Source organism: Micromonospora sp. NPDC005291 (genome assembly GCF_040607415.1).
Taxonomy (GTDB): domain Bacteria; phylum Actinomycetota; class Actinomycetes; order Mycobacteriales; family Micromonosporaceae; genus Micromonospora.
Genome location: NZ_JBEXGR010000004.1, coordinates 210,305 through 226,890, shown reverse-complemented (window position 1 = coordinate 226,890; position 16,586 = coordinate 210,305). Strand labels below are relative to the sequence as shown.

Genomic DNA, 16,586 nt, shown 5'->3' with positions numbered 1-16,586 from the left:
CCCTGCCCCCCGCCCCTGCCCCCGCCCCCACCCCCGCCCGCGTCGATCATGGAGTTGTGGTGGCTGGTTTACGCCGTCACGCCCCTTTTGTGGGGCACCATAACTCCATGATCGACGGGAAGTCGGTTTTGGATCACCGCGACCGTGGCGAGGACTGCCACCTCGGTGAGGATGAGCAGGCGCTCGGCCAGGCCGATGAGCACGCGGTCACCGGGGTAGGCGGACCAGATCATCACCGCCGCCAGGATCAGGCTGAGCAGGACGAGGGCGCGCAGCGTCCGGGCGGCGGGTGCCAGGTCGGGCCGGCGGGCCAACAGCCAACCGGCAGCCGGGAGCGCCAGGAAGGCGACCACTGAGGCGTACCGGTGCAGGTAGGCGGCGGTGGTCATGGCGGTGCCCGGCTCGTTCGTCGGCACCACCGCGGCCAGCAGCAGCCCGGCCACCCACGCGCCGAGCAGCAGCTCAGCCATCCGACCCGAGCGTGGTGGGGGTGGGTCGGTGCGGCGCAGCCCGTACAGCAGCGCCACGGTGGCGAGCGCGAGCACCACCATGGCGACGTCGATGACGCCACCCCGGTCGGAGACCGCGAAGTCGCTGATGGTCAACGCCCACGGGTTGAGGTCGTCGTTGACTTCCAAGTGGCCGATCACGGTGAGCAGCGCCGCCAGGGCGATCCCGCCGAGGGCCAAAAGACCGGTGCTCCGGGTTCCAGGCATGCCTCAGCCTGTCGCCGCAGGGACCCGAGGCGGATCCGGAACGGCCACCCAATTCGTCCCCCGGGACCACCCCTAGAGGCATCCGGGCAACGGCCCAAACCCGTCCGCGATCTTGCACTTGCGGTCGTCGTTCTGCGTGCCTTGCCGCCTTTTGCCGGGACACCAAGTGCAAGATCGCGGCTGGCTCGGCGTCAGTCGATGGGGATGTCTGCTCCGGCGGCGGTGCGGGCATGGCGGGCGCTGACCAGAGTCATGGCCCATCCGGCAGCGGCGAAGCCGGCCGCAGCGGCGGTGGCGATGATGGCCAGCCGCCACGCCGACTCGGTCAGCGCGGTGCCGCCCAGGTGCCCGACCAGCGCGCCGTAGGTGGCCCACCCCAGCGCGGCGATCGTCTCGTAGAGGACGAACAGCCGGTACGGGTAGCGGCTGCGGCCGGCCGAGAAGCAGGCCGCCATTCGGCCGCCGGGCACGAACCGGCAGAGCAGGATGACCAGCGGCCCGGGTTGTCGGAGCCCCCGGGTAACCCGATTGGCCACCCGGCGGGCCCGGCTCGGTTCGGCGTGCCGGGGTGGCCGGCGGTCTGGTGCGCTCCGCCCGAGCAGGTAGCAGGCCAGGTCACCGGCGAACACGCCGAGTGCGCCGACGGCGATGGTGACCGGCAGGCTGAGCCCACCGTAGACGGTGAGCGCACCGCTGGTGATCATGACGATCTGGGTGGGGATCACCGGGACGAACGCGTCCGCGATCAGCAGGGTGAGCAGCACCAGGTACGCCCACGTCGGCGATGCGACGTCAGTCAGTAGTTCGGGCACGCCTGCCACCTCGCCGGATGCGGCCGATTGGGTGTCTTGAGCCTGACGGCGTGTCCGGCGTCACCGTGGACAGCCCCGGCCCGTCGTGACCGTCGACACGGCCAGGCCACGCAGGTGCAACGAGCCGAAGGGCTTCCGGGTGACGGTTCGGCTGCCGTCCCAGACGCCCCGCGCCGGTCGGCGGAACGGCGTTCGTCGGCGTACCGTTGTCGGCGCGGCCCAGCCCGTCGGGTCCCCCGTTCCTGACGATTCGGGCCGCCCAGGGCCGCCGGCGGGTCCCGCGCCGGCGGCCCGCCCCCTCCTCCAGCACGTCAAATCCAGGTGCGTCCGTGACCGCCCGACGGGTAGCGTCGCCGCATGCGCAGCGCGGTAGTGGTGACCACGACGCCGGGTGTCCCCGGCGCGCCGCTCTGACGTAACCACCGTCGACCAGGCCCCGGGGCGATCCGCCCCCGAGGGCCGCGCGGCGTTCGGAGTCCAGGTCGCCTCCGGGTCGTACCCGATCCAGGAGCGCGACATGATCGACCACCGCAAACTCGGCCGTGAGCTGGACCTCTTCGTCTCGGATCCGCTGGCCGGCGCCGGCCTGCCCATCTGGCTGCCGGCCGGCGCCGCCGCCCGGCACGCCGTCGAGGAGTACGTCCGAGAGTTGGAGCGTCGCTCCGGCCACCAGCACGTCTACTCGCCACCGCTGGGTAAGCGCGAACTGTTCGAACTCTCCGGGCACCTCGGCTACTTCGCCGACGACATGTTCCCGCCGATGCGGCTGAGCGCCGACGACGAGTTCGTGCTCCGGCCGGCGCTCTGCCCGCATCACGCGCTGGTCTTCCGAGCCCGGGGCCGCTCCTACCGGGAGTTGCCGCTGCGGATCGCTGAGCTGGGCGGAATGTACCGCTCGGAGCGCTCCGGGGTGCTCGGCGGGCTGTCCCGGGTCCGCGCCATCTCGCTCAACGACGCGCACACCTTCTGCGCTCCGGAGCAGGTCGGCGAGGAGGTCGTGGAGATCCTCGGTCTGATCCGCGCCGCGCACGCCGCGCTCGGCGTCCGCCCGGCCGGGTTCCGGCTGTCGCTGCGCGGGCCGGGCGAGAAGTACGTCGGCGACGACGCGCAGTGGGCCCGCGCCGAGGAGTTGCTCCGGGGAGCGCTGGCCGGTGTGGAATACGTCGAGGCCCCGGGGGAGGCCGCGTTCTACGGCCCGAAGATCGACATTCAGATCATCGACGCGGCCGGCCGGGAGTCGACCATCTCCACCATCCAACTGGACTTCGACAAGCCGGAGCGGTTCGACCTGTCGTACACCGACTCCGACGGCAGTCGGCGTCGGCCGGTCATGGTGCACCGCAGCCTGGTCGGCAGCATGGAGCGGCTGTTCGCGTACCTCATCGAGGTGCACGAGGGCGCCTTCCCGGCCTGGTACGCGCCCGTTCAGCTGGTGCTGCTGCCGGTGGACGACGGGCAGGCCGGCGCGGCGGCCGAGCTGGCCCGGCGGGCCGTCGACGCCGGGCTGCGGGTCGAGGTGGACGTCGCCGGCTCGCTGGGCGCCCGGGTACGGGACGCGGCCCGCCGCCGTGTCCCGTACCTCGGGGTGCTGGGCGCCCGAGAGGCAGCCGACGGAGGAATCTCCCTGCGCCTCCGAGACGGCCGCACCCTGCCCCAAATGCCCGCGACCGCCGCGCTCACCCTGATAAGCGAGCAGGTCACCGCCCGAGCGTCCGCCCTGCTCCCCCGGGCCTGACCCGCCCGTCGATCTAGGGCGAATCGCTGTGAGTGGATCTCCATTCACGACGATCTGCCCTAGATCGACGCGGACGCGGACGCGGGCGCGGACGCGTCCGCGGGGGCGGGGGCGGCGGGTGCGGGGTCCTCGTCGACCACGGCGCCGGTGAACTGGGAACGGTAGAGCCGGTGGTACGCGCCTTGGGCCGTTAGGAGCTGGTTGTGGGTGCCTTGCTCTACGATTCGACCGTTTTCCATCATCAGGATCAGGTCGGCGTCGCGGATGGTGGAGAGCCGGTGCGCGATGACGAAACTGGTCCGGTCCGAGCGCAGCGCGGCCATCGCCCGTTGGAGCAGCACCTCGGTACGGGTGTCCACCGAACTGGTCGCCTCGTCCAGGATCAGCAGCGACGGCTCGGCGAGGAACGCCCGGGCGATGGTGATGAGCTGCTTCTCGCCGGCGCTGACGTTGCTGCCCTCCTCGTCGATGACCGTGTCGTAGCCGTCGGGCAGGCTGTGGACGAACCGGTCCACGAAGGTGGCCCGAGCCGCGGCGAGGATCTCCTCCTCGGTCGCGTCCGGTCGCCCGTAGGCGATGTTGTCCCGAATGGTGCCGCCGAAGAGCCAGGTGTCCTGGAGCACCATGCCGATCCGGCCGCGTAGGTCGTCACGGCGCATGGTCGTGATGTCCACCCCGTCCAGGGTGATCCGGCCGGCGTCCAGTTCGTAGAACCGCATGACCAGGTTGACCAGTGTGGTCTTGCCGGCGCCGGTCGGGCCGACGATGGCCACCGTGTGCCCCGGCTCCGCGACCAGGGACAGGTCGTCGATCAGCGGCTTGTCCGCCTCGTAGCGGAACGAGACATGCTCGAACTCGACCCGACCGTGCGGGTCGACGACCCGAGCCGGCTCGACCGGGTCGGGGCTCTGCTCGTCGGCGTCGAGCACCGCGAAGACCCGCTCGGCCGAGGCCACCCCGGACTGGAGCAGGTTTGCCATCGAGGCGAGTTGGGTGAGCGGCTGGGTGAACTGCCGCGAGTACTGGATGAACGCCTGCACGTCGCCGAGGCTCATCGTCCCGGAGGCGACCCGCAGCCCGCCGACCACGGCGATGGCCACGTAGCTCAGGTTTCCGATGAACATCATCGACGGCATGATGATCCCGGAGATGAACTGCGCCCCGAAACTGGCCCGGAACAGCTCCTCGTTCTTGGCGGCGAAGGCGGCCTCCACCTCACGTTGCCGGCCGAAGACCTTCACCAGCTCATGACCGGTGTACGCCTCCTCGATCTGGCCGTTCAACTCGCCGGTGTGCGTCCACTGGGCGATGAACTGCTTCTGCGAGCGCTTGGCGATGCGCTGGGTGACCAGCACCGACAGCGGCACCGCGACCAGGGCCACCAGGGCCAGCAGCGGCGAGATCCAGAACATCACGCCCAGCACACCGACGACGGTCAGCAGCGAGGTGAGCAGCTGACTGAGGGTCTGTTGGAGGCTGGTCGAGATGTTGTCGATGTCGTTGGTGACCCGGCTGAGCAACTCACCGCGGGGCTGCCGGTCGAAGTAGGGCAGCGGCAGCCGGTTGAGCTTCTCCTCCACCTCGGCGCGCAGCCGCAGCACGGTGCGCTGGACCACCCCGTTGAGCAGCCAGCCCTGCCACCACGACAGCACGCTCGCGGCCAGGTAGAGCCCGAGCGCCAGCAGCAGCACCCGGCTCAGGGCGCTGAAGTCGATGCCCACCCCAGGCACCACGTCCATCCGGGCCAGCATGTCGGCGAAGCTGTTGTTTCCGCTGGCTCGGGCCGCGGCAACGGACTGCTCGGCCGTGGTGCCGGCGGGCAGTTGCCGGCCGATCACCCCAGTGAAGATCAGGTCGGTGGCGTGGCCGAGGATCTTCGGTCCGGCCACGCTGAACCCGACGCTCACCACGGCCAACGTGATGATCGCGGCCAGATGCAGTCGGTGCGAGCGCAGCCGGCCGAGCAGCCGTCGGGCCGACGGCCCGAAGTTCATCGACCGCTCGGCGGGCATCCCGGCGCCCGCCCACGGCGGCCCGCCGCCCGGGCGGCCCGGAGGCAGCCGCTTCGGCGTCGGCGCCTCGCCGCCGGGCTGCTGCGCGTCGCCTCCCGGCGTCCGCGCGTCGCCTCCCGGCTTCTGACTGGGTACGGCCGCAGTGCGCGGCTCGTCGGGCTCGCTCATGCCGGCACCTCCGCCGTCTGCTGTGAGGCCACGATCTCGGCGTACGTCGGGCAGGTCTCCAACAACTCCGCGTGTCGTCCCACTCCGACGACTCCTCCATCCTCAAGAACGATGATCTGGTCGGCGTCGATGATCGTGGAGACCCGCTGGGCCACGATCACCAGCGCGGACTGCGCGGTGACCGGCCGCAGAGCCGCCCGCAGTCGCGCGTCGGTGCCCAGGTCGAGCGCGGAGAACGAGTCGTCGAAGAGGTAGATCTCCGGCTGCCGGACCAGGGCTCGGGCGATGGCCAGGCGCTGCCGCTGCCCACCGGAGACGGTGGTGCCGCCCTGCGCGATCGGCGCGTCCAGCCCGCCTGGCATCTGGGCCACGAAGTCCCGGGCCTGGGCGATCTCCAGCGCCGCCCACAGCTCCTCGTCGGTGGCGTCCGGGTTGCCGTAGCGCAGGTTGCTGGCGACCGTGCCGGTGAACAGGTACGGCCGCTGCGGCACGAGGCCGATGCGCCGCCACAACTCGTCCGGCGCCAGCTCCCGCACGTCCACCCCGTCGACCAGCACCGCGCCAGCGGTGACGTCGACCAGGCGGGGAATCAGTGACAGCAGTGTCGTCTTGCCGGCCCCGGTGCTGCCGATGATCGCCGTGGTGGTGCCGGGGGTCGCCCGGAAGGAGATGTCCCGCAGCACCGGCTCGACCGCGCCCGGGTACTGGAAGCGCACCCCGCGCAGCTCCAACTCGGCCCGGGTGGGCAGTTCGGTGACTGGCTCGGCGGCGGGGACCACCGAGGAGTCGGTGTCCAGCACTTCGACGATCCGCTCGGCGCAGACCGCCGCCCGGGGCACCATCATCAGCATGAAGGTGGCCATCATCACCGCCATCAGGATCTGCATCAGGTACTGCAGGAAGGCGGTGAGCGCGCCGACCTGGATCGCGTTGGCGTCCACCCGCTGCGCGCCGAACCAGAGCACGGCCACGCTGGAGACGTTCAGGACCAGCATGACGACCGGGAAGATCAGTGCCATCAGCCGGCCGGTACGCAGCGCGGTGGCGGTCAGGTCGGCGTTGGCGACGCCGAAACGATTGGTCTCGTACGGCTCGCGGACAAAGGCGCGGACCACCCGGATGCCGGTGATCTGCTCGCGCAGCACCCGGTTGACCGTGTCGATCCGGGTCTGCATCAGCCGGAAGCCCGGCACCATCCGGCGAATGATCGCGCCGAGCGTGATGGCCAGCACCGGCACGCTGACCAGCATCAGCCAGGAGAGCCCGACATCCTCGCGGAGCGCCATCACCACGCCGCCCACGCTCATGATCGGTGCGGCGACCAGCATCGTGCAGCTCATCAGGACGAGCATCTGCACCTGCTGCACGTCGTTGGTGTTGCGGGTGATCAGCGACGGCGCCCCGAACCGGGCCACCTCGCGGGCGGAGAAGCGGTTGACGTGCCCGAACAGCGTGGCCCGGACGTCCCGGCCGAAGCCCATCGCGATCCGCGCGCCCAGGTAGACGGCGGCGATCGAGCAGACGATCTGGATCAGGCTGACCAGCAGCATCCACCCGCCGGTCTGCACGATGTAGTCGGTGTCGCCCCGCGCCACGCCCTGATCGATGATGTCGGCGTTGAGGCTGGGCAGGTAGAGCGAGGCCATGGTGCCCACGAACTGGAGCAGCACCACCGCCAGCAGCGGTCGTTGGTAGGTGCGCAGTTGGTCGCGCAACAGTCGGATCAGCACGCCGGATCCTTCGATTCGGTAGGGCGTCCGGTCATCCGCGGGTCGTCCCCGCTGCCGATGACCTCGAGCAGGAACTCCCGGATCACCTGGGCCTTCGCCGGGTCAGCGTCGACCGAGGTCAGGGAGCGTCCGGAGTGCATCAGTGCGCCGAGCGCGGCCGCCCGTTCCCGCCCTGCGGGGGTGAGGGCGAGCCGCACGCTGCGTCGGTCGCTGTCGTCGCGCTGCCGCTCGACGAGCCCCTCGCGGGCCAGCGTGTCCACGATGCCGGTCAGGGTCGCCGGGCGGACGAAGCCCTTCTCGGCGACCTCCCGGTGGGGCAGCTCGCCGTGTCGGGCGAGCGTCATCAGGGTGACCATGCCCGCCTGGGTGAGGCCGTGCTCCTCGGCGAGGTAGCGGTTCCACCGCTGCCCGACGAGGTGCCCGGCGACCACCAGCAGCCGAGCGAGCGGCACATCCTTGAGGGTGACGAGTTCCACGGAAGGCAGGTTAGCCCCCTGATAGTCAGGGGCCAAACGAAATTGCCGCGGCAGTGGCCACGAACACGATCTGTAGGACGATGCGCTGGCCGAGCGGGGTGACCGGTTGCCCGGCCAGGGTCAGTCGCCGACGCGCGGCCGAGACGTTGGCCGGGAACATCACCAGCATGAGCAGGCCGAGCCCGGCTGCGGCCACACGTGCGGTCGCCGGCACCAGTAGGCCGACCGCGCCGACCAACTCCAGCACGCCGGTGACGGTGACCAGCAGGCCCGGCCGGGGCAGGCCGGGCGGGACCATCGCGATCAGGTCGGCGCGGCGCTGGCCGGCGAAGTGGGCCACGGCGGTCAGCGCGAACATCAGGGCCAGTCCGACCCGTAGTGCGGGTTGCCAGCCGTCCAACGCGTCGACACCGGCGAAGCCGGTGAACCGGGCCAGTGCGGTGCCGACCAGCAGAGCGATCAGGGGTGCCATCGAAATCCTCCTCATGAACTTGAACTTGTCGGTGGCAAGATTGCCTCGATGGGTGTCATCTTGTCAATGGCAAGATAGGATTCGGGCATGACCGGAGCGCGCGCTTACCACCACGGCGATCTGCGCCGTGCCCTGCTCGTCGCCGCGCTGGAAGCGATCGAGGAGGTGGGGCCGGCCGCGCTGAGCCTGCGCGACCTGGCCCGCCGGGCCGGCGTCTCGCACGCCGCGCCCGCCCACCACTTCGGCGACAAGGCGGGTCTGCTCGCCGCGTTGGCCGCCCAGGGCTTCGACCGGTTGGCGCAGAGGCTGACCGAGGCAGGTGACGACCTGCTGGCAGCCGGTGTCGCGTACGTCGACTTCGCCGTCACGCACCGCGCGTACTTCGAAGTGATGTTCCGGCCCGAGCTCTACCGTGCCGACGACGCTGACCTCATCGCCGCGCGGGAGCGCGCCGGCGCCGCGCTCCGCTCCGGGGTGGCCGCCCTGCCCACCGGCGACACGCCCGCCGATGTCGACCGGGACGCGCTCGCCGCCTGGTCGATCGCGCACGGCTTCGCGACCCTCTGGCTCGCGGGCGTACTGCCGGACCGGGTCGGCAACGAGCCGCGAGAGGCCGCCCGGGCCGTGCTACGCAGACTCGTCAACTAACCCGAGCCCTCTCTACCGCGTCGATCATGGAGTTATGGTGGGCGTTTCGCCCGTCCATGCCCCTTTCGTGGGGCACCACAACTCCATGATCGACGGGGCGGGGGGCGGGGCGGGGCGGGGGGCGGGGGCGGGGGTTACCAGCTGGTGGGGAGGGGCATTCCCTCGGTGAAGCCGGCTGCGCTCTGCACGCCCACGATCGCGCGCTCGTGGAACTGGGTCAGGTCCCGCGCGCCGGCGTACGTGAAGGCGCTGCGTACCCCGGCGATGATCTCGTCGATCAGGTCCTCGACGCCGGGTCGGGTCGGGTCCAGGTGCATCCGCGCCGAGGAGATGCCCTCCTCGAACACCGCCTTGCGGGCCCGGTCGTACGGGCTGTCGTCGGCGGTACGGGCGCTGACCGCCCGAGCCGAGGCCATCCCGAAGCTCTCCTTGTACCGCCGGCCGTCCGCATCGGTGTACAGGTCACCTGGGGACTCGTAGGTGCCGGCGAACCAGGAGCCGATCATCACGTTCGACGCACCGGCAGCGAGTGCGAGAGCCACGTCCCGTGGGTGCCGCACCCCGCCGTCGGCCCACACGTGCCGGCCCAGTTGCCGGGCAGCGGTCGCGCAGTCGAGCACGGCGGAGAACTGCGGACGACCCACGCCGGTCATCATCCGGGTGGTGCACATCGCGCCCGGCCCGACGCCGACCTTGATGATGTCCGCGCCCGCCTCGACCAGGTCGCGAACCCCCTCGGCGGTGACCACGTTGCCGGCCGCCACCGGCACCCCCGGGTCCAGCTTGCGGACCGCCTGAAGCGCGGAGATCATCCGCGCCTGGTGGCCGTGCGCCGTGTCCACGACCAGCGTGTCCACCCCGGCCTCCAGCAGCGCTGCGGCCTTGCCGGTCACGTCACCGTTGATCCCGACGGCCGCCGCGATCCGAAGCCGGCCGCGGTCGTCCACGGCCGGCGTGTAGAGGGTTGCCCGCAGCGCGCCCTGGCGGGTCAGCACCCCGATCAGCCGACCATCGGCGTCAACCACCGGAGCGAGCCGGCGGCGGCCCGCGGAGAGAAGATCGAAGCCGGTACGCGGGTCCGCGTCCGCCGGAACGGTGTGCAGCTCGGTGGACATCACGTGGCGCAGCTGGGCGAACCGGTCCACGCCCGTGGTGTCCGCCTCGGTGACCACGCCCATCGGCCGGCCGTCCTCGTCGACCACGATCACCGCACCGTGCGAGCGCTTGGGCAGCAGGTGGATGGCGTCGCCCACGGTCTCGGTCGGGCCCAGGGTGATCGGCGTGTCGTAGACCAGGTGTCGCTGCTTGACCCAGGCGACGACGTTCGCCACCACCTCGATCGGGATGTCCTGCGGGATCACGGTGATCGCACCCCGGCGGGCCACCGTCTCGGCCATCCGCCGGCCGGCGACCGCCGTCATGTTCGAAACCACCAGCGGGATGGTGGTGCCGGTGCCGTCGCCGGTGGACAGGTCGACGTCGAGCCGGGAACCCAGGTCGGAGCGGGCCGGCGCCATGAAGACGTCGGTATAGGTCAGGTCGTGCGCGGGGACCGCGCCGTGAAGGAACCGCACCCGGCCATCATTCCTGCCCCGGACCGCCCGCGCCCACGTCGGTGCCGCAAACCACCCCCGCGACACGCCTCACGAGGCCGACACAGCGTGCGGAAGGTGCTCTTCCTCTCAGGCGACTCAGGCGATGGTGCAGATGGGGGCACCGGCGGTGATCACGGCGCCGACCTCGGCGGTGAGCCCGCTGACCGTGCCCGCCTTGTGGGCGTGCAGCGGCTGCTCCATCTTCATCGCCTCCAGCACCACCACCAGGTCGCCCTCGGCCACCGTGTCGCCGTCCGCCACCGCGATCTTGACGATGGTGCCCTGCATCGGAGAGGCGAGCACGTCGCCGCCGACCGGGGCACCGGCCTTGGCTCCGCCACCGCGCCGGGTCGGCTTACGGGTGGCGGGTGCCGCGGTGGTCGTACTCCCGCCGAAGCCGGCGGGGAGGCTGACCTCAAGGCGCTTGCCGCCCACCTCGACCACGACGGTGTCGCGTTCGGCCGGCGCCTCGGCGGCGCCGGCGGCGGCGGCGAACGGCGGCACGGTGTTGTGGAATTCGGTCTCGATCCACCGGGTGTGCACGGTGAACGGCTCGGCGGTGAACGCCTCGTCCCGCACGACGAGCCGGTGGAACGGCAGTGCGGTGGCCATCCCGTCGATGACCATCTCGTCCAGCGCGCGGCGGGCGCGCTCCAACGCCTCGGTCCGCGTCTCACCGGTGATGATCACCTTGGCCAGCAGCGAGTCGAAGTTGCCGCCGATCACGTCACCAGCCGAGATGCCGGTGTCCACCCGCACGCCGGGGCCGGTGGGCAGGCGTAGCGCCGTGACCGTGCCCGGGGCGGGCAGGAAGTTGCGGCCCGGGTCCTCGCCGTTGATCCGGAACTCGATGGAGTGCCCACGCGGCGTCGGGTCCTCGGTGATCCGCAGCTTCTCACCGTCGGCGATCCGGAACTGCTCGCGGACCAGGTCGATGCCGGCGGTCTCCTCGGTGACCGGGTGCTCGACCTGGAGCCGGGTGTTGACCTCCAGGAAGGAGATGGTGCCGTCCACACCGACCAGGTATTCCACCGTGCCGGCGCCGTGGTAGCCGGCCTCGCGGCAGATCGCCTTGGCGCTGTCGTGGATCTGTGCCCGCTGGGCGTCGGTGAGGAACGGCGCGGGTGCCTCCTCCACGAGCTTCTGGTGCCGCCGTTGCAGGGAGCAGTCCCGGGTGCCCACGACGATCACGTTGCCGTGCTGGTCGGCGAGGACCTGCGCCTCGACGTGCCGGGGCTGGTCCAGGTAGCGCTCGACGAAGCACTCGCCCCGACCGAACGCCGCGACCGCCTCCCGGGTGGCCGACTCGAAGAGCTGGGGGATCTCCTCCATGGTCCGGGCAACCTTGAGCCCGCGCCCGCCGCCACCGAAGGCGGCCTTGATGGCGACCGGCAGGCCGTGGTCGACGGCGAACGCCATCACCTCGTCCGGGTTGGCCACCGGGTCCGGGGTGCCGGGGACCAGCGGAGCGCCGGCGCGCTGGGCGATGTGCCGGGCGGTGACCTTGTCGCCGAGGTCACGGATCGCCTGCGGGGTGGGGCCGATCCAGGTCAGCCCGGCGTCGATGACCGCCTGGGCGAAGTCGGCGTTCTCGGACAGGAAGCCGTAACCGGGGTGCACGGCATCCGCACCGGCCCGGGTGGCGATATCGAGCAACTTGTCGATCCGCAGGTACGTCTCGGTCGCGCTGTCCCCGCCGAGCGCGTACGCCTCGTCGGCGAAGGTGGCGTGCAGGGCGTCGCGGTCGGAGTCCGCGTACACGGCGACGCTGCCCAGGCCGGCGTCGCGGCACGCGCGGATCACCCGGACGGCGATCTCGCCGCGGTTGGCGATGAGTACCTTGCGCACCTTCGTGGCTCCTCCCGGGCAGGTTACTGACGGGGAGTGTATCGGCCACCCTGGTGGCCCTAACGATCGCTCAGTGTGGGATGCCGCACTGTGCGGCCACGCTCTAGTCAAACTTGTCTATTACGCTTGTTGGGTGTCTGCGACTCGAATGATGATCCTCGGTCTCGTGCGGTGGATGCAGCCCGTGCACGGCTACGACGTGCGCCGCGAACTGCTGAGCTGGAACGCCGACAAATGGGCGAACGTGCAACCCGGCTCGATCTACCACGCGCTGCGCAAGCTCACCGAGGAAGGCCTACTGCGCGCCGTCGCCACCGAGCAGGTCGGCGCCCGTCCCGCGCGTACGACCTACGAAGTGACCCCCAAGGGGGAGGACGAGTTCGAGACGCTGCTGCGCAACCTCTGGTGGAACCTCTCCGAACCGCTGGACCCGTTCTCGGTGGCGTTCTCCTTCCTGCCCGCGATGCCACGGCACGAGGCGGCGGCAGCCCTGCGCAACCGGGCCAACCTGCTGCGCGCCGGCATCGAGTCGATGCGCGCCTCGATCGAGTCGGACTGGATACGCACCAGCAAGCCGGTGCACGTCGGTTGGATGTTCGAGCTGTGGTCGGCGCGGGCGGAGGCGGAGATGAGCTGGTGTGAACGAATCGCGGAACGGATCGAATCCGGAGTGTCGTACCTACCTGCTGGGCTGGAGAACGTCGATGGTTGGTCGCAGTGGCCCGACGGCGGGAACTCGACCCCCACTCGCGATTCGGAATAATCAACGTTGACCATAGAAGCTATATCGCGTTAGCCTGCTGACGGCACAGCGGGGGAGTGCGCCGTCCGGCGTCCTCTCGATGGCCGGCTCGGCCGGCCCGAATGACTCGACAGTCGGCATGCCGGCCCGAATGACCAGGAGCAGAGATGATCGAGACCAGGGGGCTGCGGAAGTCGTTCCGCTCCCGCGCAGGTCGAGAGACGAAGACGGTGGACGCGGTGCGGGGCGTCAACCTTGAGGTCGCCAAGGGCGAGATCTTCGGCTTCCTCGGCCCGAACGGCGCCGGCAAGACCACCACGCTGCGGATGCTCGCCACGTTGATCGAGCCGGACGGCGGCGACGCCACCATCGCGGGCGCCGACCTGCGGAAGGACCCGGCCGAGGTGCGCCGACGGATCGGCTACGTCCCGCAGGGCGGCAGCACCTGGGACGAGTCCACCGCCCGTGAAGAGCTGGTGCTGCACGCCCGCATGTATGGCATCAGCAAGGCCGACGCGCAGCGGCGCGCCGCCCGCGCCCTGGATGCCTTCCAGCTCACCGAGTACGCCGACCGCAAGTGCAAGACCTACTCCGGCGGTCAGCGCCGGCGGGTGGAGATCGCGCTCGGCATCATCCACGAGCCGAAGATCGTCTTCCTGGACGAGCCGACCACCGGCCTCGACCCGCAGAGCCGCGCCCACATGTGGGACGAGATCAGGCGGCTACGCGGCGACGGGATGACCGTCTTCATCACCACGCACTACCTGGACGAGGCCGACGCGCTCTGCGACCGGATCGCGATCATGGACAACGGCGAGGTGGTAGCCGAGGGCACCCCGGCCGAGCTCAAGCGGGAGATCTCCGGCGACGTCGTGCTGGTAGGCCTCGACCTGGCCGCCACCCCGCAGGCCGCCCAGGCGCTCGACGGCGAGCCGTACGTCAACAAGCTGGAAACCGCCGACGAGGGCGGCCTGCGCCTCTACGTCGACGAGGGTGCCACCGCCATCCCACAGGTGCTGCGCCGACTCGACCACGCCGGGCTGGAGCTGCGCTCGATCGAGCTGCACCGACCCAGCCTGGACGACGTCTTCCTCACCAAGACCGGCCGCTCGCTGCGCGAGTCCTGACCACCGGAGACGACTCATGAAATTCGCCCGTGACACGTGGCTGATCTTCCAGCGCCAGACCCAACTCCTGCTGCGCAACCCGGTCTGGGTCTTCGTCGGCGTGTTCCAGCCGGTCATGTACCTGCTGCTCTTCGCCCCGCTGCTCAAGCCGGCGCTGAACGCGCCCACCCAGGCCGCCGCCTACAAGATCTTCGTACCCGGACTGCTGGTGCTGCTGGCCATCTTCGGCGGCCTGTTCCAGGGCTTCGGCCTGATCGCCGAGCTGCGCGCCGGCGTCATCGAACGCTCCCGGGTCACCCCGATCAGCCGGCTCGCCCTGCTGCTCGGCCGCTCACTGCGCGACGTGGTCTCGCTCATCGTGCAGGCGGTCATCATCACCCTGCTGGCGCTCCTGTTCGACCTGCGGGTGTTCATCGGGGACCTGCTGCTGGCGTACCTGATGCTCGCCCTGATCGCGCTCATGACCTCGGCCGTCTCCTACGGCGTCGCTCTCAAGGTCAAGAGCGAGGACGCGCTGGCCCCACTGATGAACACGGTGGCGCAGCCGGTGCTGCTGCTCTCCGGCATCCTGCTGCCACTGACCTTCGCGCCCGGCTGGTTGCAGGGCGTCGCCAACTGGAACCCGTTCTCCTGGGCGGTCGACGGCACCCGGGCGCTGTTCGCCGGTGACCTGGGCAGCGACAAGGTCTGGCAGGGCCTCAGCATCACCGCGGTCCTCGCCGCGTTGGGCGTCTACTGGGCCGCCCGCCAGTTCGCCCGCAGCGTCCGCTGACGCTCTTCGGAAATCGGGGTGCCTCCTGCACGAGGGCACCCCGATTTCCGTGTTCGGTGATTGCCGGCTCAGCGCACCCGAGCGAGGGTCAGGCCGTCAGCGACCGGCAGCATCACCGGGTCGACCCGCACGTCGGCGAGGACCTCGTCGTTGAACGCGGCGATGGCCCGGTCGTCGGCGTTCTGCGGGGCGATCACCCGCCCGCCGCGCAGCACGTTGTCGACGGCGATCACCCCGCCGGGCCGCATCCGCGGCACCAGCTCCGCCCAGTAGACCGGGTAGCCGGTCTTGTCCGCGTCGATGAACGCGAAGTCCAGGTGACGCTCGTACGGCAGCTCCCGCAGCCTGTCCCCGGCCGGGCCGATACGCAGGTCGATCTGGTCCTGCACGCCGGCCCGAGCCCAGTAACGCCGGGCGATGCCGGTGAACTCCTCGGAGATGTCGAAGCAGGTCAGCCGCCCACCCTCGGGCAACCCTCGGGCTATCGCCAGCGAAGAAAGCCCGGTGAACGTGCCGACCTCGACAGCCTGCCGTACGTCGAGGAGCCGGGTGAGGAACGTCAGAAACGCGGCCTGCTCGGGGGCCACCTGCATGGTGGCGTGCTCCGGCAGCACCGACCGGGTCTCCTCGGCCAGGTCCCGAATGATCTCGTCCGGCGGGGAGCCGTGTGCGACCAGGTAGGAGTGCAGCTCGTCGGTGAGCGGGATCGACTTGGTGGTCATGACCGGACGTTACCCAGCGACTCAACCGACTGACCCCCGGGCGCGACCTTCGTCCACAGGTCGGTGATCCGCAGGTCCAACTCCGCGAGGAGCCTCCGCAGCAGCGGCATCGACAGCCCGACCACCGTCCCCGGGTCACCCTCGATCCGCTCCACGAACGGCCCACCCAGCCCGTCGATCGTGAACGCGCCGGCCACCGCCAGCGGCTCACCACTGGCCACGTACGCGGCGATCTCGTCATCACTGATGTCCGCGAAATGGACGGTGGTCGAGGCGACCGCCTCCGCGCGCCGCCCGGCGGTAACGTCGATAAGGCAGTGCCCGCTGTGCAGAACGCCACTGCGCCCCCGCATCCGCAGCCAACGCCGGGTCGCGTCCGCCGGGTCCGCCGGCTTGCCGAGGATCTCTCCGTCGAACGCGAGCACCGAGTCGCAGCCAATCACCAGCGTCCGCTGGTCGGTGCCGGGGCTCAGCCGGGTCAACACCGCCTGCGCCTTGAGCCGAGCCAACTCCAGGCACAGCTCCTCGGCTCGATCAGTCACCACCAAAGATTCATCCACCCCGCTGACCAGCACATCCGGCTCGATGCCGGCAGCCTGAAGGGACTTACGACGGGCAGGGCTCGCCGAGGCGAGCACGAGGCGGAGCGGCAGAGAATCAGACACGAGCCCGACGTTACCGGCTAGCCGGCCGCCAAGACCTCCGCCTCGGTCGCGCGCCGGTCTTGGTTCCCGCACGGGTGTTGGTCTTGTGACCGGCCTGGGGTCGCGCGCCGGTGTTGGTCTTGTGGCCGGTCTTGGTTCGCGCGCCGGTGTTGGTCTTGGGGTCGGTCTGGGTTCGCGCGCCGGTCTGGGGTCGTGCGTTGGCGTTGGCGTTGGCGCTGGCGCTGGCGCTGGCGTTGGCGCTGGTCGGGCGCCGGCGCTGGCTGTGCGTCGGCCTGGGGTGACGCGCTGGCCTTGGGCGGGCGCTGGCCGTGGTCGCGAGCCGACCTTGGTCGTGCGCCGGCCTGGG

Annotated in this window: 16 protein-coding genes; 6 read left to right on the top strand and 10 right to left on the bottom strand. The window is 70.7% G+C overall.

Annotated features, from left to right (window positions below):
* Positions 1-68: 68 nt before the first annotated feature.
* Together ABZT18_RS07695 and ABZT18_RS07690 are read right to left on the bottom strand one after the other, a co-directional pair.
* Positions 69-716, bottom strand: a complete 648-nt coding sequence (locus ABZT18_RS07695; RefSeq protein ID WP_354995447.1) for a DUF998 domain-containing protein — start codon at positions 714-716, stop codon at positions 69-71.
* 191 nt (positions 717-907) lie between these two features.
* Positions 908-1,528, bottom strand: coding sequence for a DedA family protein (locus ABZT18_RS07690; protein ID WP_354995446.1), 621 nt, complete (start codon positions 1,526-1,528; stop codon positions 908-910).
* Between the two features lie 517 nt (positions 1,529-2,045).
* Here ABZT18_RS07690 and thrS point away from each other — a divergent pair.
* Complete coding sequence (thrS, locus tag ABZT18_RS07685) at positions 2,046-3,263, top strand: threonine--tRNA ligase (protein ID WP_355250780.1); 1,218 nt, start codon at positions 2,046-2,048, stop codon at positions 3,261-3,263.
* A 59-nt stretch (positions 3,264-3,322) separates the two neighbouring features.
* On the opposite strand, the gene ABZT18_RS07680 is transcribed toward thrS, so the two are convergent.
* The 4 genes from ABZT18_RS07680 to ABZT18_RS07665 form a co-directional block, all read right to left on the bottom strand.
* Positions 3,323-5,275, bottom strand: a complete 1,953-nt coding sequence (locus ABZT18_RS07680) for an ABC transporter ATP-binding protein (RefSeq protein ID WP_354995604.1) — start codon at positions 5,273-5,275, stop codon at positions 3,323-3,325.
* 164 nt (positions 5,276-5,439) lie between these two features.
* Entirely contained in the window at positions 5,440-7,173 is a 1,734-nt protein-coding gene (locus tag ABZT18_RS07675; protein WP_354995444.1) for an ABC transporter ATP-binding protein, read from the bottom strand.
* Positions 7,167-7,649, bottom strand: a complete 483-nt coding sequence (locus tag ABZT18_RS07670) for a MarR family transcriptional regulator (protein ID WP_354995443.1) — start codon at positions 7,647-7,649, stop codon at positions 7,167-7,169. Before ABZT18_RS07670 ends, ABZT18_RS07675 begins: the two co-directional genes overlap by 7 nt.
* Before the next feature lie 25 nt (positions 7,650-7,674).
* On the bottom strand, positions 7,675-8,121 hold the full coding sequence (locus tag ABZT18_RS07665; RefSeq protein ID WP_354995442.1) for a DoxX family membrane protein: 447 nt from the start codon (positions 8,119-8,121) through the stop codon (positions 7,675-7,677).
* 87 nt (positions 8,122-8,208) lie between these two features.
* Here ABZT18_RS07665 and ABZT18_RS07660 point away from each other — a divergent pair, with 87 nt between their 5' ends.
* Entirely contained in the window at positions 8,209-8,769 is a 561-nt protein-coding gene (locus ABZT18_RS07660) for a TetR/AcrR family transcriptional regulator (protein ID WP_354995441.1), read from the top strand.
* Positions 8,770-8,903: 134 nt separating this feature from the next.
* Here the strand turns inward: ABZT18_RS07660 and ABZT18_RS07655 are convergent, their stop codons facing one another.
* Both ABZT18_RS07655 and ABZT18_RS07650 read right to left on the bottom strand, forming a co-directional pair.
* Complete coding sequence (locus tag ABZT18_RS07655; RefSeq protein WP_354995440.1) at positions 8,904-10,343, bottom strand: GuaB1 family IMP dehydrogenase-related protein; 1,440 nt, start codon at positions 10,341-10,343, stop codon at positions 8,904-8,906.
* A gap of 117 nt (positions 10,344-10,460) precedes the next feature.
* Positions 10,461-12,212: a biotin carboxylase N-terminal domain-containing protein gene (locus tag ABZT18_RS07650; RefSeq protein WP_354995439.1), complete on the bottom strand. Its 1,752-nt coding sequence runs from the start codon at positions 12,210-12,212 to the stop codon at positions 10,461-10,463.
* A gap of 148 nt (positions 12,213-12,360) precedes the next feature.
* Between ABZT18_RS07650 and ABZT18_RS07645 the strand changes: the two genes are divergently transcribed.
* From ABZT18_RS07645 to ABZT18_RS07635, 3 genes are all read left to right on the top strand, one after another.
* Complete coding sequence (locus ABZT18_RS07645) at positions 12,361-12,975, top strand: PadR family transcriptional regulator (RefSeq protein ID WP_354995603.1); 615 nt, start codon at positions 12,361-12,363, stop codon at positions 12,973-12,975.
* 146 nt (positions 12,976-13,121) lie between these two features.
* Positions 13,122-14,081, top strand: coding sequence for an ATP-binding cassette domain-containing protein (locus ABZT18_RS07640; protein WP_354995438.1), 960 nt, complete (start codon positions 13,122-13,124; stop codon positions 14,079-14,081).
* Positions 14,082-14,097: 16 nt separating this feature from the next.
* Positions 14,098-14,853, top strand: a complete 756-nt coding sequence (locus ABZT18_RS07635; protein ID WP_354995437.1) for an ABC transporter permease — start codon at positions 14,098-14,100, stop codon at positions 14,851-14,853.
* A gap of 68 nt (positions 14,854-14,921) precedes the next feature.
* On the opposite strand, the gene ABZT18_RS07630 is transcribed toward ABZT18_RS07635, so the two are convergent.
* Together ABZT18_RS07630 and ABZT18_RS07625 are read right to left on the bottom strand one after the other, a co-directional pair.
* The gene (locus tag ABZT18_RS07630) at positions 14,922-15,575 is read right to left on the bottom strand and encodes an O-methyltransferase (protein WP_354995436.1); all 654 of its coding nucleotides are present in this window, start codon (positions 15,573-15,575) and stop codon (positions 14,922-14,924) included.
* Entirely contained in the window at positions 15,572-16,240 is a 669-nt protein-coding gene (locus ABZT18_RS07625; protein ID WP_354995435.1) for a Maf family protein, read from the bottom strand. The genes ABZT18_RS07630 and ABZT18_RS07625 overlap by 4 nt, the downstream gene beginning before the upstream one ends.
* Before the next feature lie 155 nt (positions 16,241-16,395).
* Here ABZT18_RS07625 and ABZT18_RS07620 point away from each other — a divergent pair, with 155 nt between their 5' ends.
* The gene (locus ABZT18_RS07620) at positions 16,396-16,521 is read left to right on the top strand and encodes a hypothetical protein (protein WP_355250777.1); all 126 of its coding nucleotides are present in this window, start codon (positions 16,396-16,398) and stop codon (positions 16,519-16,521) included.
* The last annotated feature ends 65 nt before the right edge of the window (positions 16,522-16,586 follow it).